This window comes from Aquimarina litoralis (assembly GCF_019295435.1).
GTDB lineage: Bacteria > Bacteroidota > Bacteroidia > Flavobacteriales > Flavobacteriaceae > Aquimarina > Aquimarina litoralis_A.
This window is the reverse complement of the sequence record NZ_WEKL01000001.1, coordinates 275095-291072: the sequence shown is the minus strand read 5'-3', so window position 1 is coordinate 291072 and position 15978 is coordinate 275095. Positions and strand designations below refer to the sequence as shown.

Sequence of the window (15978 nt, the reverse complement as noted above, 5' to 3'; positions counted from 1 at the left end):
CTTGATGATCCTAGTTTTAGTTTTGATCAAACTACATATTGTAAAGAGCAAGCGAATCCAACTCCTTCAATTACTGGACTAACTGGTGGCGTTTTCTCCGGTACAACTGGATTGGCAATTGATCCAGATTCAGGAATCATTGATATTACCAACAGTAATGCAGGAGACTATGTAGTAACCTATACTACAACAGGAACTTGTCCAAACTCTAATCAAACAAATGTAACTATTACTGAATTAGATGATCCTAGTTTTAGCTATGATCAAACCATCTATTGTAAAGAGCAATCAAATCCAACACCTTCCATAACTGGATTAGCTGGCGGAATGTTCTCCAGTACAACAGGGTTGATAATTGATCCCGATTCAGGAATCATTGATATCGCGAATAGTGATTCAGGAGATTATATAATAACTTATACCACAACAGGAACTTGTCCGAATTCAAGTCAAGTGAATGTAACTATTTCTGAACTCGACGATCCTAGTTTTAGCTATGATCAAACCATCTATTGTAAAGGCCAAGCGAATCCAATGCCTTCCATAACTGGACTAACTGGCGGTGTATTCTCTAGTACAACTGGATTGATAATTGATCCCGATTCGGGAGTCATTGATATCGGGAACAGTGATTCAGGGAATCATGTGGTAACTTATACCACAACAGGAACTTGCCCAAATTCAAGTCAAATAAATTTAACCATTACTGAACTCGATGATCCTAGTTTTAGCTATGATCAAACTATCTATTGTAAAGAGCAATCGAATCCAACGCCTTCTATAGCCGGATTAACTGGTGGTGTGTTCTCCAGTACAACTGGATTGGTAATCGATCCAGATTCAGGAATCATTGATATCGCTAATAGTGATGCAGGAGATTATACAGTAACCTATACTACAACAGGAACTTGTCCGAATTCTAGTCAAGTGGATGTAACTATTTCAGAACTTGATGATCCTAGTTTTAGTTTTGATCAAACTACATATTGTAAAGAGCAAGCGAATCCAACTCCTTCAATTACTGGACTAACTGGTGGCGTTTTCTCCGGTACAACTGGATTGGCAATTGATCCAGATTCAGGAATCATTGATATTACCAACAGTAATGCAGGAGACTATGTAGTAACCTATACTACAACAGGAACTTGTCCAAACTCCAGTCAAGTGAATGTAACTATTACAGAACTCGATGATCCTAGTTTTAGTTTTGATCAAACCATCTATTGTAAAGGCCAAGCGAATCCAACTCCTTCAATTACTGGACTAACTGGAGGTGTTTTCTCAAGTACAACTGGATTGGCAATTGATCCAGATTCAGGAATCATTGATATTACCAACAGTAATGCAGGAGACTATATAGTAACCTATACCACAACAGGAACTTGCCCAAACTCCAGTCAAGTGAATGTAACTATTTCTGAACTCGATGATCCTAGTTTTAGCTATGATCAAACTATCTATTGTAAGGATCAAACGAATCCAACGCCTTCTATTACTGGACTAACTGGTGGTGTGTTCTCTAGTACAACTGGATTGGCAATCGATCCCGATTCAGGGATCATTGATATTACAAACAGCGATGCAGGAGATTATACAGTAACCTATACTACAACAGGAACTTGCCCAAACTCCAGTCAGGTGAATGTAACTATTTCTGAACTCGATGATCCTAGTTTTAGTTTTGATCAAACCATCTATTGTAAAGACCAAGCAAATCCAACGCCTTCTATAGCCGGATTAACTGGTGGTGTGTTTTCCAGTACAACTGGATTGGCAATCGATCCCGATTCAGGAATCATTGATGTTGCCAATAGTGATGCAGGAGATTATACAGTAACCTATATTACAACAGGGACTTGTCCGAGCTTTTCTAATTTTGACATTACCATAAATGATCTAGATGATGCATCTTTTTTATATACTGAATCTTCTTTTTCAACCGACGACCCTAACCCAATTCCTTTAATTACTGGAATAACAGGAGGTGTTTTCACATCCCTTCCTACGGGATTAGTAATTAATAATAGTACTGGAGAAATCGACTTAACAAATTCAATTCCTAATACATATACCATTACATATACTACAGCAAGAACATGCACTAACTCATCAAGTGTAAGTATAGTGGTTATAGATAATACACCTCCAACCGCAAGTATCACCTCTTCAGAGGCCAATCCCACAGGTAATTCTTCGTTTGAAATTACTATTACCTTTGATGAAGATATCACCGACTTTGATTTAAATGATATTCGTATTGAAAACGGAATTGTAAGTAATTTTTCTGGTGGAGGACTATCCTATCAAGCTACTGTAACTGCTACCACAGCAGGAACAATTACTATTAACATTGATCCAGGAAGTTTTACAGATCTTTATGGGAATGAAAACGATATGATCACTGAATTTGTAATTAATTTTGATAATACCTTAGGAATTACCGATGAAAACACCTTAAAGAACATTACTATCTATCCTATACCATCAAAAAACACAGTCAATATCTTGAGTGAAATAAATTCGAATCTAGAAAAAGTTGAATTCTTTGATGTTAGGGGTAAACTAATTCTATCTAAAGTATTAAACCGTGGTAGTATTTCTAATAGTATCGATATATCCACATTTCATTCTGGTTTATATTTAATGAAAATATTTTCTGAAACAGGTTCGATAACTAAAAAAATACTCAAAGAATAAGGTTATTCTTTTGAATCATTATTATAAGAACTAAATTAAGACGAATTCTTTTTGGAAATTTCGAAACAAAAAATCTATTTACGAAATCTCTTAGATTAGACTATGTTTTATTTTTAAACTTTCGAATTCCCCAAGCAATTTTATAGTTTCTATATAGTAAATCGTAAAGTACCATTTCGTGTATACGGTTTTTGGATCTAAATAATCTATTCATCAACATATGGATGTAGCTACCCATTCTGTCATCTAATGTTGCAATATCTACTTTGGATTTTATATCTTCAATCAAAGCACTGCTACTTTTGCTTTTCTCTTCTAATACATCAATAATTGGACTATAATCCGGATTCGTTTCTTTATTTAAACTTAAGAAGCTTTTAATCTTATCTTGCTCATTTCTGAATTTTTTATCCATTTGCTTCTTAAGATTCTTATTCATCCCAAACTCTGCCCCAAATCCAGTTTTTAGTCGTTCCATTAACACCATCTTCTGGTCTTCATCATAGCCAAAATCAGCAAGCAATTGATCTATAGCTCTTATACTAAACAACCATCTTAACTCTTCCCCTTCATCTCCATCAATTAAATCCAGAAAATCCACAATCATCTTACTATCTAGAAAAAATATCTCTTCTGAGGCATCCATCGTATCAATTCCGTATCGTTCTATCTCTCTTTGATATGTATCTAACTGTATTTTCCAAATCATATCTTCATCAGAAAATTCTTTTAATGATCCATATAGGGTATTAATAACTGTTGCTACATTTTCTGGTTTGTTATAATGAAATCTAACTCTAATATGGTGCTTAGGATCATTATAACGAATAAAAAACCACTTATCAATAACACCAAGCTCCAAGAGATGTTCAGCAGTTGGTTTAATAATTTCGGTAAGAATTAAGTCTGAAGTCTTGGGGCCTGTATATATTTTATAATATAACCATTCGCTGCCAACAATAAAAGATCTTTGTATACCCATCATTAATTCTGCATATTTTTTAGTTTCTTTTCATTGTAAAAAGACACTACAATTTGATTTGTAAACGCTTTACTTTTACTAGTTACTACACTATCTTCCGTATGTAAAAATTCCTTCAATTTAAACCTTCCCCTTTTCTTTACAGTATTTAATAACATTTTCATGGATGTTACATTTCCTGTATTGACAAGCAACTCATTATCTCCATCTGCCAAAAGCACAAATTGAGGTAATTTTTTAGCATCGATTAATTTTTTTAATTCTGCTAAGAACTTTTCTTCATCTTTTAGTGTATCTAAAAGTGGTTTTATATCGGTAGAAGAAATATTCCATGAAGCACTAGAAAGTATGATATCTCGATACTCTACTCGCGGTAAAAACTCATATTCGTCTGCAAAAGGTCCCCAATCGAATCCGATACCACCTCTTAAGTTTTGTGTTTGCATATTTGCTAAAAACTGGTAAATAGGTAACGCATTATTAGAATAGTTATGTGCATTTGTAAGATGTGGAATAACCTCTTTATCGAATTTTTTAGATCTCAATTTCACCTTTCCATTTGGAGTTGCGGAAATCATTAAATCATCTAATAATAATTGATTTTCATCTTCTATAATAGACTTAGCCAAATATGGGATTTCATGCCTTCTAAAATTCGGTCTCATCAAAATATTTCCTACTCTTGACTCAGGTAGATGAACAATTTCTGCTAGAATTTTATCTGGATTTAACTTTGCCTCTACGTCAATTATTTCCTTGGTATACGCATCTAAATCCTGATCTCCGTGACAAAAGCGCCCTAAGAGATTTGCTGCACTGGAACCACCACAATTGGACATTTTTATTTTTTCTTTACCATCAATACGAACCAGTTCGATCATAGATGAGATTGTATCTGGTAGATCTTCCCAGTTCTCTTCTAATCCTTTAAAGTCTTCATCGGCGATTTCTATTACATGTTGATCATCTTTCATACTTTTCACTAACTTCTTTTGAAGAATAGCATCAATAGAAGACCATTTAACATCTCTAACAGACACTTTTGAAGGCTTGTAAGGTAAAACGATATCATCAATAATTTGACTTACATCTCCCGAGTCTTTATCCTGTAAAAATCCTATTCCCAGTTCCACATCTAAAGCATTAGATAAGGAAACCTCTCTACTTTCGTAACGTTCATAAAATGCTGTTCTAAATCTAGAAATAAAAGTTTCTTTTGGAGGTAACGTCAGTTTGTTAAGTAATGAAAGTCCCTTTCTGATTTTCTTTACCGTATCATAGTTAAGAGTATTTGCCTCTACAGATAAACTCATATCTGTTTGAAACATAAATTTCAATTCAAAATCAGTTCCTAATTTCTTTAAGGATTCACTCAGATCAGTATACTCTTTAGCTACATTCCCTAAGCCTTGATCAATTCGATGTAAAGTTGTTTGAACATTTTCTAATTCAGAAACAATATGTTCGGTTCCTGATAATTTTTTAAGAACTGGCATTATTTGCTCTAGAAACTCTGGTCCAGAGACGGAAGGTTCCAACTCACTAATCAATAATTGGCCATCTACTAATTGATCAATAAATCCAGAAGCTTCTTCAATCGTAATTTCATCATCAACTAAGGAGCTTGCTAAATCACTTAGTAATGCTCCTTTTCTTGCTTGTTTTAGTATTTTCTGTAAATACTCAGAATCTTCTACAGCTACAATGTGGTGTACCCTTCTACTTTTAATGTATGAGTATTCTACATATCTCAATTGTTTTCCAGCCTTGTATATACTTGTATTTGGGTAAAAGAGCAACTGACTTTTAATACTTTGATCTTTTACAATATCCTGAGATAAGGCTACCAAAAAATTCATATCCAATCGTGTATGACGATTGTTTTCTGATTTGTCTGAAAGCTCAATGTTTTCTGTTTCTGAAAATGTTCCAACGGATGTTCCCGCAAAAAGACCAAATGGTGTACATCTTGAAGACATTCTACTTAAATATTTAAGCACAGAATACATCATTCGTTCTGAAGCTGCTTTTTCCTTAAGATTGCCCTCTAACCACTTCTCAAATTCTTGATATAATGACGGTGAAGCCAAAAAAATTGCTTCTTTAATAATTTCATCTTTACATACTTCTTTTAGTTTTTCCTCTTTTAGTTCTTCCCCTTCTGTTAATTCTTTAAAAAAAGAGAAAGAAAAAAGCGGTGCACGCAAAACATACTTTGAAAAATTTCTATAGCTCATACGATCGCTATTTCAAATTAACTGATTAGTAAACATTCATCCCATTCTGTTTCGAATGGTGCTAAATAAGAGATGATACTTAAGCCAATACCTGCAATACCTTCCAATAAATTCATTTCTGTTCTCCAGCCCTCTTCTTCACCTCCGAACCACTGTTTGTAGCCAACATATCCATCTTTATGTGTTGCCATACTAATCCCTTGGTCCATCCAGAAATCTGCAGTTTCCTTAAAAATCTCTTTTTTAGTTTCTTTATACATTGAATTGTATATCTGCACCATACCAAAGGTGCCATGACACAGACCATTGTCTTTTACTCTGGTTTCTGTAAGATCCCTTCTTTTACAAGAGTTCTCTACTGTGGTCAATCCTTTTTGAGTAATCACATTATCGTTTAATACTTTTCCAACTCTATACAAAGTAAGTCCAATACCCAAATCTCCATAGCACCAAGCTAGACGCTCCTGACCATTTTTTTCCATACCGTCATACACCCAACTTGGAAAAGATGAAGAGCAAGATACATCATCGTTTGCGTATTTAAGAATAAACTGTGTTGCTTTCTGAAGTATTGGCATTACCTGATCTCTAAAATCATCATAACTAACTAAACGAGATAAAAAGTTAATAATACTTGCCATACCATGTGACAGACTCAAATTAGCTCCGATAAGAGCTGTTTCTTTACTAAGAGAAGTCTCCCATCTCATGGTATCGTCCTCCTCTATAGCCGTTCTTTTAAGAGAGGCTACAAGCTCTAATAGTTTCGTTTTGTATGATTTTTTTAATGCCTCGGACTTTGTATTTTTATATCTTTTGAAAAAGTAAAAACCAATTCCAATTGTACCATGTAAGAAATCATAGAACTTATCTTTTTCTCCCATTTGTATAATAGCACTGCTTAAGTATTCGTCTAAATCTACCAATAATTCATCACTATCTACATCTACAAATCCTTCTTTAGCTAATAATTCTATAGTCCAACCAGCACCTGCAATACCTGTGCAAAATGTTGGAAAACTATAGCCTTCATTAATTTTTTCAATAACGGTTGATATCATTTCTACTCCTATATCTGCATAGGCATCATTATCAGTAAACTTTGCGTAATAAAATTGAAACAATGCAATTCCAGATATTCCTGATAAAACCCCTACATGTTCGTTAGTTGTATAATTCTCTGAAAGGATATTGCTAATTTTTTCTAGCTTATCTAATAAAACTGATTCTTTGTTCATTTTCTCTTTAAAAATGTTTTAAAAAAAAACTGCCTAAAAATAAGGCAGTTTCTGCGTTCAAAATATTAAAAAAACTTGTATTATGACGTATGTTATGAAATCATTTTAGAAAACTATAACACTATCATAGTTTTTTATTAGAAACAATATCTTCCTGGAGGAGGACAGCTATTAAAAGCATCTAATGTAGGACAGCAATGTGTTGGATCAAGACCTCCTTTTACTTTACTAAGATTTAAGTCACTAATTGTTTGTTTTTTAAGCTCCAACTTTTTCAATGATTTTTTCATGAATGTAATTTTAATTAAGATACCTACTCTGTTCTTAAGGTTTTCGGTTGCCCCTTCTCAAAACAGATTGTCAACAATATTCCATTTTGATTCTCCCACCAAATTAGCACAGAGAAACGCAGTAAAAAAGTGTCATTTCCTCATTTTGGATAAAATAAGGCATAAAAAAAAGCCTTGAAGATTTTCAAGGCTTTCCGTCTACTTTTTTTAATTCTATGGAACGTGACTATGATCACAATATACATCCGACTCACAATGTTGTGTAGGTATACAATCACCTCCCTGAATTTTTCTCATACCATCATCATTAATTCTGGCAACAGTAAGCTTTTTGAGACTAATACTTTTCTTTAATTGCTTTTTCATTATGTAATATTTATAAGACCCTAAAACCGTTAAAAAACAAATAAGATCTGTAGAGTTAAGATAAATGAAATATAATTTTTATCCCTTAAAATTCATAATTAGCAAACCTCATTTTGTTCAAAATGAGGTGTCTTAACACTTATTTTTAATGGCTTTACGATTTTACAGATAATTTCTCAATATTCTTGATATAATAGGAAGGATTCAGTCCTGTTTTGGCTTTAAAGTGCTTAGTAAAAGAATTATCACTTTTATAACCAATCTCGGTAGCAATCGAACTAATAGAAAATGATCTAAACTTATTGTCATTCTTTAATCGCTTTAACACATAGTCAATTCTCAAATCATTTATATAATCATTAAAGCTTTTACCCTTGTAATTATTAATAATTCGAGAAAGATAAGTGGCATTTGTTTTCACCTTTTTTGCAATAGATCTTAAATTACAATCAACACTCAAAAAATATTCTTGCTTTTCTAGCTTATCCAATCCTTTTAAAACAGCGTTAATTTTTTCATCATCTATAGTTATTTCTTTTACAGATTCTTTGGTTTCTATTATTTCCTTGGTATCCTTAGCTTCCAGATCCGAAATCTTTTGAATAAGTCTATTAAAAAGTTTCTTATTCGCTTTTTGTTTTTTGAAATAAGTTATGAGAATAGCAATAAATAAAATAAATACTACACTCAACGCTATTAGAATGTAACTCTTATACTTTTGTTCTGTTACCTGCCTAGTTTCTAGTTTTTTAATTTTATCATCGAGTTGTTGTGTATTTTGATCATGAATTTTGTGAACTGTTTTGTCTTTATCCTTCTGAAACTGATCTTGTAATTCCTGATGCTTAGAGAACCAGATTATAGAAGCTTCTCCATCTCCTATTTCTTTATAACTCTTAGCCAATAACATATGAGCATCTATCACTCTATTTTTTCTAAGGTCATTTTCTTTTAACCCATTGATTGTTTTTAGCAGATAGTCAATAGTTTTTTCATAAGATCGTATGTCATAGAAATAACTCGCCAAGAAATAATTTACATTGATTCTTTGATTGGATCTATCACTAATTTTTAATTCGTTTAATATCGTTTCTGCTTGATATAAAAAATTTAGCGCTTGATCATAGTCCTTTCTTTCATAAAAGACAATTCCTTTTTTGGTGTATAAATCTGCTATCCCTATTTTATAGTTCAAAGGAGTGCTAATTGCAGTGCCGATATCTGCATATTTTAAAACCGAATCGAACTGTTCTAAATCTAAATATACTTCGCTTATAATAGTTAAAACATTTACATGATTTTTACCATTTTTAAATGATGTCTTGTCGATAAAGTTTAATAAATTTCTACAATCTTCTAGCGCTCTATCCAGTTGATTCATCCTGCGGAGAACAATGGCTATATTGGATTTGACAACAATTTCTTTTTTTAGATTCCCTCTTTTCTGAGCCATTTGCAATACTTTATGATAGGTATCCAAGGCTTTTTGATTTTGCCAATCTTGTAAATAAGAATTTCCTAGTTTTAGATACGCATTAGAAAGGGTTTCATTATCATTATTGATTTTTGCAAGATCAATTGCTTTTTGAAAATATGAAATGCTTATTTCAGATTCTTCTTTTCTATAAAAACTATATCCTATATCAATGTAAATCTCTGCAAGTTTTTGATTTGGAAGTTTTTTGCTTTTTAATGCATTTTCGTACAACGCAGCTTTTTCCTTTGTAGAGGTTTTGATCAGATCTATTATCTGATCAATACTTTTAAATTGGATACTATCCGTATTTTCAATGTTTTGAGCGCTTAACTCTATAAACAAAAAATTAGATACAAATATCCAATAAAATATACATTTCAACGCATATCTCTTAACAAAGAAGCCCATTTAGATTCGTATTGTGTGATCATCAAATGTAGCAATTCTTTTTAATCCGTTTCGTCAAATTATATTCCTTGATTTTACAGTTAAAAAGCTCTTCAACTAATGAAGAGCCTTTTCTTAAATATAGTAGCTCCTATCTCTAATGAACATGTGGAGGACAATCAATTCCACCATTTCTAATACATAGTAAACCTGTTATATCTTCACCACCTTTTACAGATAGTTGTTGTTTCTTTTCTAGAACACAAACATTTGCTATTTCTAAAATTTTATCTAACATAACTATTAATTTTATATGCCTACTCTATTTTAAGGTTTTCGACTTCCCCTTTTATCCTCTAATTTTAGAAAACTTCAGATTGTAAGCAGTTATTAATGAAGTATTTGATAACAAGTTCCATTTGGAGCACAATGACCTGAACAAGTTGCCAGACATTTCTGAAATTCTGAATCCGGACAAGTAGAACAATGTCCTGCTAGAATTGATCGTTGTTCCTTATGATTTAATTTTTTGACTCCTTCTAAATTTAAAATGTTATTAAGCATAATTATATGTTTTAAGTACCTACTCTATCTAAAAGGTTTTCGGTTTCCCCTTATCAAAACAGATTGTCGACATCCTATTGATTTTGATACTAAAGTAGCTTTGAAATTTGCCGATTAAAAACAAAACAACCCCGTTTTTGACAAAACAGGGTTGCAAAAAACTCTTCACATAAAAGAAGGTTTTTGAGTTACACTTTTCTGTGATCATGGATCTGTAATACAGTCTCCTTCTGCGGTATGCCTTGGACCTGTATGAACACTGCTTCCTCCCTTTATTCGATTCATACTATCTCTGCTCACTCTAGCAATAACAAGCTTTTTTAGATCGATTTTACTTTTATTATTTTTCTTCATAAAAGATGATTTAATTAATATTTCGTTTTCTTTTTAAAGATATTTTTTATCAAACAATCATCACAATGTAACAACCCTTTATTGGACAAAAACGGGTTGCTTTTATGCATTGTTACTATCATCATTATTCTTGGATAATTTCCCTATATTTTTTATATAATATGATGGATTTAATCCTGTTTTTGCCTTAAAACGTTTGGCAAATGCATCATCACTTTTATATCCAACCTCGGCAGCGATGGATTTTACCGAAAAAGCCCTGAACTTAGCATCGTTCTTGATTCGCTGCAATGCATACTCTATTCTTAAATCTGTAAGATATTCGTTAAAATTTTTGTTTTTATGTGCATGAATAATTTTAGTGAGATAGGTTGTATTCGTTTTTACTTTCTTTGCGGTATTGCTTAGATTACATTCCATTTTTAGAAAATATTCTTGTTGCTCCAATTTATCGAGTCTTCTTAAAACATCTTTTACCGTATCATCATTAATTACAATAGGTGTATTCTTAAGACTACTTTCATTTTTAGGTTTATTAATTTCTAAAACATTAACCTTTTCGACAAGTTCAGAGAATACAGCTCTATTTTTTTGTTGTTTTTGATAATATCGAAACCCTATCAATATGAACCCAAACAAAAATATGACAGCACCTATCAGTACATTGTTCATTCTGCTTTCCTTCTTTTTTAATTGTGCGATTTGATGCTCATACTTGCTAGTTTCTCTTTCATAAATCTTATCTACTGTTTTATTTTTATCCTCTTGATGCATTTCATTAAGTTGTAGGTATTGATTTTCCCAATAATGTGCTTGTTCAAAATCTTTCTTTTCAAAATAACAATTTGCTAATAGCAAATATGATTGTATCACTGGTAATTTACCTAAGTCATCAGTATCAATAAAATCCATAGTTCTGCATAAGGAAGCAATAGCATCATCCAACTTATCCTGTTCAAAATAGCAACTCGCTTTATAGTAATTAACCTTTACAATAGGAAAAACGTTATTGTTAATCTGATAATTTTGTAAGAGTCCTTCTGCATTTTGTAAATACTCAAAAGCATTTGGATAATCCCTTTTATTATAAAAAACGATACCCATTTTAATATATAAATCCACCAAACCTTCTTTAAAGTCCAAAGATTTACTAATTGCTATTCCTTTTTCTGAGTAAAATATCACAGAATCATACTGCTCTTTACTTAAGTAAACTTCATTGATATTAGTAAGAATTTTTGCATGATTAATACTGTTTTTGAAGGAACTGTTGTTAATTAGAGTTAAGGTTTCTTTAGAAAGTTCTAGTGCCAAATCAAGTTTATTCATTTTTTGTAAAACTAGAATTAAACCAGAATTGGCTATAATTTCATTTTCAAGATTACCTTGCTCTTTGGCAATTTGTAGCATTTTCTCATAATAATCAAACGCCTTTTCATGATATCCTTGTCTTAAAAAACTAGCTCCTTTTAATAAAAGACTACCAAATATAAGCTCGTCATTTTCTAATTTTTCTCCTATCTTTAAAAGCTTATCAGAATATTCAAAAGTCTTTTTAAAATCTTCTTTCCTAAAGAAAAAATACGCTAACTCTTTATACACAAGACCTGTAGCAATATCGTTATCTTGAAGGTTTTCCAATACTTTTTCATACATCTCATAATTCACAGAATCAGAGACTATAATTAAACGCGCTAGCTCTTGAGGTGATTTCAATCTTAGGCTGTCTGAAGTTTTAGAACCTAGCTCCTGAGCAGAAATAATGGTGGTAATAGCTATAAAAATGGTGATGAGGCAAATCTTTAATAAAGATAAAACCCTTTGACTAAAAAAAATCATTTTTGTATTCGAGTAGTGTGATTCTCAAATGTAATAATTCTTTTTAATCTGTTTTAAAAACCTTTAGGAAGAAAAACTATCTAAAATTAATGGTACAACTAGTAGATTGCCCGAACCATTTTACTCTATTACGAGAAGCTAACTTATAAATACCATCACGAATCATTCTCGGTACGAAAGCTAATAAAGCCGCTACAAGCTTCCATCGTGGAATCTTAGAAACTATTCTTAAAAAGCCATCAGAATGTGTATGAGCTCCATTTTCATCTATTAAAATAACGGTATCTAATCTTTTCGTTGGATATCCATGTTTTTTTAATAGCTCCTGACCTTGCGGAGACTGAAAAGGAGTAAAATGAAAAAGATCTTTTGGAGCGAATTTCATTAACCAACCAACAACACCATTACATAAATTGCATTCACCATCAAAAATAATAATACTTTTGTCAAAAGAAGTTTCCATTTTATTGATTTTTAAGTTTTTATACGATCATAGTCGTACAACTCCATCAATCATTTCAATACTTCTATCAGAATTATGATAAATTTTAGAATTGTGGGTAGCAATTACTACTGCTTTATTTTTAGATCCAGTGATTTCCTTGAGTAATTCAAATATTAGTTCTGAGTTTTTTTGATCTAAATTTCCAGTAGGCTCATCGGCTACAATTAAAGAAGGGTTATTTATCAATGCTCTAGCAATCGCTACTCTTTGTTGTTGACCTCCAGAAAGTTGATATGCAGGACGTTTTGCAAAAGATTTCATTCCAACTTCTTCCAGCAAACTCAAGGCATCACTTTCAATCTCTTTCTTACTTTTTAAAGAAAGCTTCATAGCAGGTAACATTACATTTTGCAACACATTAAATTCTGGAAGCAAATAGTGAAATTGATATACAAAACCGATATGTTTATTTCTAAAATCAGTAAGTCCTGTAGCTGTTAAGCCTTTAATTTCCTGATTATATATCGTCAGATCTCCATAAAAATCGGTATCTAAGGTTGACAAAATGTATAGTAATGTAGATTTACCACTTCCTGACTCGCCAAATACAGAAACTAATTCACCTTCAGAAATGGATAAAGAAACGTCGTGTAAAACCTGATGTCTTTCTGGCTCCGTAAAGTATTTATTGATATGTTTTGCTTCTAAAATCATATGCCTCTAATAATCGTTACAGGATCCACTTTACTAGCTTTTCTGGATGGAAAATATCCAGCAAAAATGGTGGTTAAAACACCAAATAAAAATCCTAATATGTAAAACCATAGTTTAAAATTAATAGGATACGTTTCTACAATAATAAAATCTGAAGTATCCAAAGGAGTAGTGGAGATTACATAACACATACCATATCCTAATAGCACTCCAAAAAACGCACCTAAAACACCAATGATGATAGACTGAATAAGGAAAATAAAAACAATATCATTACTAGAATAGCCAATTGTCTTCAGCACAGCAATATCCTTTCTTTTTTGAATTACTGTAATATTCAGAATATTATAGATCCCGAATCCTGCTACTAACAGTAATGCAAAAGAAACAGACCAGGTAAGAATATCTCTCACTTTATTTCCTATAACAATAGTTTTATTACTATCCTTCCAATCTTCGGTAGTAATGCCATCAAACTTTTGAATAAGATCATTTTTTACATCTACATTATTTCTATCTTTTAATTTAATATGAATATTGGTGATCTTATTGGTGTATCCAAGTAAATTTTGAATCGTTTTTGCCGAAACATAAGTTCTTACATTATCAATCGTAGTGATTCCGAAGCTAAATATCCCTGCGACTATCAACCTTTTATTCTTTCCATTTGGAAGAATCATATTAATGGAATCTCCTACTGAAACGTCTAATCTTTTTGCAAGACTGATACCGATAAGGATTGTATTTTCTTTGGATAAACTTTGAAAACCTTCACCTGCTATCAATCTTCTTTCAAGATCTACCATCAAACGTTCTTCGTCGGCAAAAACGCCATTGATACTTCCGGGAAATTGTTTTGAGTTGCTTATTAAAATTGCCGGAGAAATAGTCTGATGAGCAAATGCTTTTATATTCTGTTGTTCCTCAAGAAAAAGATCAATCTTGTCATAATTTTCTAAAAAACTTCCTTGACCCAATAAGGAATTAGACTTTTTTACATCTTTACCAATAATAATATCAGGACTCCCACTAAAAACAGCATCATCTAAAAAGTCATTGACTCCTGTCATAAAATTAATCATCACTATAAAAGTAGTGACTCCTAATAATACACCTATCATTGCCAAAAAGCTTTGTTTTTTTCTAGCAAATAAATATTGCAATGCTATGAATGTATTGGTTTTTGTATAGACTGTTTTAGACATATCCTATAGGTCGATATCACACTTTGACAATTACAAAGATATGTCTGCTAAGGTAAAATAATAATTGTAGCTATTTTTTCTTACTACTTTTTGCCATTGGATTAAAATCAAGGCATAATTGTATCCAATATTCTAAGTCTTCATCCAAATCAAAACCATCTGGGCTAACAAAGACATATCCTTTCATTGGTCTTCCTGTAAAATCCATTGGGTAGCATCCATTTTTTTTGATTGCACTGGGGTATGCATCTTCCCCAATTCGAGCCATCAGTAAATCCGTTTCTCTTTTTTTATCGAAATGGATTCCGCAGCACATTTTATCATCCACCATAAAGCAGAGACCACCCATCATCTTTTTGGTATAGAAATTCGCCCTTTTTTCTCTAAAGATCTGGTGAATTCGATCTGAAAGAAATTCATTATACGCCATTACCTAATTGCTTTAGTTAAATATTCATTTACAGGCCTCATCACCTTCCAATATTCCATTAGTTCTTCAATTAGCGATTCACTAGTTAGTAGAGAGGGTGATTCCTCTCCAACAAAATAAAATTGTTTATTCGCAATAAGCGGTTCTTTTTCATACGTTTCTTTCCATTCTTTTGGAATTCTTTTTAGTGCTCGGCCTTTAATTTCTCCAAATCTTTGAACAAAATGCTCATTATCTATTAATTTTCTAAACTCAGAGATATCTTGACTCATTGTAGTCCTTAAATTATGTAATTGTTCTTTTGTAATCCCAAAACATCCTCCCATAATACCAACCATAACTGGTGAAAAACGTAAAAATAATCCTGGTATGCTTTTATCTTTTCGTCCTCCTTTTGATATAAAAGCGGTATAATGAATATTATAAGGTGACTTATCATCAGAAAAACGAATGTCTCTATTTATTCGTAGTATACAATCTTTAGGTTCGATTTGTAACGCAGCGTCAAACTTTTGAATTTCTTGAATCATTCTACTCACAAAAATCTCAAAAGGCTTTTTGACGCTTTGCTCGTACCTTTTTTTATTAGCATGAAACCATTCTTTATGATTATTCTGTTCCAACTCTTCAAAGAAGGTTACAAAATCGTGTGTGAAATATGGCATAGTTACATCTATTATTGATTAAATATAACCAAACTCTATTTGGTCAGCAACAAAATGAAAAGGATCGAAAACCGCTTTCTGCCTATTT

Annotated in this window: 16 protein-coding genes; 1 reads left to right on the top strand and 15 read right to left on the bottom strand. The window is 32.0% G+C overall.

The window, feature by feature from the left end:
• Positions 1 to 2697 (top strand): Ig-like domain-containing protein (locus tag GBO31_RS01355; RefSeq protein WP_219006503.1); only part of this gene is annotated, 2697 nt, incomplete at its 5' end.
• A gap of 100 nt (positions 2698 to 2797) precedes the next feature.
• Here the strand turns inward: GBO31_RS01355 and GBO31_RS01350 are convergent.
• From GBO31_RS01350 to GBO31_RS01280, 15 genes are all read right to left on the bottom strand, one after another.
• Positions 2798 to 3682: a thiopeptide-type bacteriocin biosynthesis protein gene (locus GBO31_RS01350; RefSeq protein ID WP_219006502.1), complete on the bottom strand. Its 885-nt coding sequence runs from the start codon at positions 3680 to 3682 to the stop codon at positions 2798 to 2800.
• Positions 3682 to 5916 (bottom strand): lantibiotic dehydratase family protein, encoded by a 2235-nt coding sequence (locus GBO31_RS01345; RefSeq protein ID WP_219006501.1) that lies wholly within the window; start codon positions 5914 to 5916, stop codon positions 3682 to 3684. The genes GBO31_RS01350 and GBO31_RS01345 overlap by 1 nt, the downstream gene beginning before the upstream one ends.
• A 17-nt stretch (positions 5917 to 5933) precedes the next feature.
• Positions 5934 to 7154: a lanthionine synthetase C family protein gene (locus tag GBO31_RS01340; RefSeq protein WP_219006500.1), complete on the bottom strand. Its 1221-nt coding sequence runs from the start codon at positions 7152 to 7154 to the stop codon at positions 5934 to 5936.
• Positions 7155 to 7291: 137 nt separating this feature from the next.
• The gene (locus GBO31_RS01335) at positions 7292 to 7444 is read right to left on the bottom strand and encodes a hypothetical protein (RefSeq protein WP_219006499.1); all 153 of its coding nucleotides are present in this window, start codon (positions 7442 to 7444) and stop codon (positions 7292 to 7294) included.
• 213 nt (positions 7445 to 7657) lie between these two features.
• Entirely contained in the window at positions 7658 to 7810 is a 153-nt protein-coding gene (locus tag GBO31_RS01330) for a class I lanthipeptide (protein ID WP_219006498.1), read from the bottom strand.
• Positions 7811 to 7964: 154 nt separating this feature from the next.
• Positions 7965 to 9695, bottom strand: a complete 1731-nt coding sequence (locus tag GBO31_RS01325; RefSeq protein ID WP_219006497.1) for a helix-turn-helix domain-containing protein — start codon at positions 9693 to 9695, stop codon at positions 7965 to 7967.
• 136 nt (positions 9696 to 9831) lie between these two features.
• Positions 9832 to 9972 (bottom strand): hypothetical protein, encoded by a 141-nt coding sequence (locus tag GBO31_RS01320; protein WP_219006496.1) that lies wholly within the window; start codon positions 9970 to 9972, stop codon positions 9832 to 9834.
• 92 nt (positions 9973 to 10064) lie between these two features.
• On the bottom strand, positions 10065 to 10238 hold the full coding sequence (locus GBO31_RS01315; RefSeq protein ID WP_219006495.1) for a hypothetical protein: 174 nt from the start codon (positions 10236 to 10238) through the stop codon (positions 10065 to 10067).
• Positions 10239 to 10442: 204 nt separating this feature from the next.
• Positions 10443 to 10592, bottom strand: a complete 150-nt coding sequence (locus GBO31_RS01310; protein ID WP_219006494.1) for a hypothetical protein — start codon at positions 10590 to 10592, stop codon at positions 10443 to 10445.
• Positions 10593 to 10694: 102 nt separating this feature from the next.
• Positions 10695 to 12431: a helix-turn-helix transcriptional regulator gene (locus tag GBO31_RS01305; protein WP_219006493.1), complete on the bottom strand. Its 1737-nt coding sequence runs from the start codon at positions 12429 to 12431 to the stop codon at positions 10695 to 10697.
• 76 nt (positions 12432 to 12507) lie between these two features.
• The gene (locus GBO31_RS01300) at positions 12508 to 12894 is read right to left on the bottom strand and encodes a thiol-disulfide oxidoreductase DCC family protein (protein WP_219006492.1); all 387 of its coding nucleotides are present in this window, start codon (positions 12892 to 12894) and stop codon (positions 12508 to 12510) included.
• Positions 12895 to 12921: 27 nt separating this feature from the next.
• A complete protein-coding gene (locus tag GBO31_RS01295) occupies positions 12922 to 13590 on the bottom strand; it encodes an ABC transporter ATP-binding protein (protein ID WP_219006491.1) in 669 nt (222 codons plus the stop codon).
• A complete protein-coding gene (locus GBO31_RS01290) occupies positions 13587 to 14795 on the bottom strand; it encodes an ABC transporter permease (protein ID WP_219006490.1) in 1209 nt (402 codons plus the stop codon). The genes GBO31_RS01295 and GBO31_RS01290 overlap by 4 nt, the downstream gene beginning before the upstream one ends.
• Positions 14796 to 14865: 70 nt before the next feature.
• Positions 14866 to 15225, bottom strand: a complete 360-nt coding sequence (locus GBO31_RS01285) for a TfoX/Sxy family protein (protein ID WP_219006489.1) — start codon at positions 15223 to 15225, stop codon at positions 14866 to 14868.
• Positions 15225 to 15890, bottom strand: coding sequence for a DUF2461 domain-containing protein (locus GBO31_RS01280; protein ID WP_219006488.1), 666 nt, complete (start codon positions 15888 to 15890; stop codon positions 15225 to 15227). The genes GBO31_RS01285 and GBO31_RS01280 overlap by 1 nt, the downstream gene beginning before the upstream one ends.
• Positions 15891 to 15978: the final 88 nt, after the last annotated feature.

Coding starts and splice junctions, on each gene's coding strand:
- GBO31_RS01350 (WP_219006502.1), bottom strand. CDS start 3,682: ATGATGGGTATACAAAGATCTTTTATTGTTGGCAGCGAATGGTTATAT.
- GBO31_RS01345 (WP_219006501.1), bottom strand. CDS start 5,916: ATGAGCTATAGAAATTTTTCAAAGTATGTTTTGCGTGCACCGCTTTTT.
- GBO31_RS01340 (WP_219006500.1), bottom strand. CDS start 7,154: ATGAACAAAGAATCAGTTTTATTAGATAAGCTAGAAAAAATTAGCAAT.
- GBO31_RS01335 (WP_219006499.1), bottom strand. CDS start 7,444: ATGAAAAAATCATTGAAAAAGTTGGAGCTTAAAAAACAAACAATTAGT.
- GBO31_RS01330 (WP_219006498.1), bottom strand. CDS start 7,810: ATGAAAAAGCAATTAAAGAAAAGTATTAGTCTCAAAAAGCTTACTGTT.
- GBO31_RS01325 (WP_219006497.1), bottom strand. CDS start 9,695: ATGGGCTTCTTTGTTAAGAGATATGCGTTGAAATGTATATTTTATTGG.
- GBO31_RS01320 (WP_219006496.1), bottom strand. CDS start 9,972: ATGTTAGATAAAATTTTAGAAATAGCAAATGTTTGTGTTCTAGAAAAG.
- GBO31_RS01315 (WP_219006495.1), bottom strand. CDS start 10,238: ATGCTTAATAACATTTTAAATTTAGAAGGAGTCAAAAAATTAAATCAT.
- GBO31_RS01310 (WP_219006494.1), bottom strand. CDS start 10,592: ATGAAGAAAAATAATAAAAGTAAAATCGATCTAAAAAAGCTTGTTATT.
- GBO31_RS01305 (WP_219006493.1), bottom strand. CDS start 12,431: ATGATTTTTTTTAGTCAAAGGGTTTTATCTTTATTAAAGATTTGCCTC.
- GBO31_RS01300 (WP_219006492.1), bottom strand. CDS start 12,894: ATGGAAACTTCTTTTGACAAAAGTATTATTATTTTTGATGGTGAATGC.
- GBO31_RS01295 (WP_219006491.1), bottom strand. CDS start 13,590: ATGATTTTAGAAGCAAAACATATCAATAAATACTTTACGGAGCCAGAA.
- GBO31_RS01290 (WP_219006490.1), bottom strand. CDS start 14,795: ATGTCTAAAACAGTCTATACAAAAACCAATACATTCATAGCATTGCAA.
- GBO31_RS01285 (WP_219006489.1), bottom strand. CDS start 15,225: ATGGCGTATAATGAATTTCTTTCAGATCGAATTCACCAGATCTTTAGA.
- GBO31_RS01280 (WP_219006488.1), bottom strand. CDS start 15,890: ATGCCATATTTCACACACGATTTTGTAACCTTCTTTGAAGAGTTGGAA.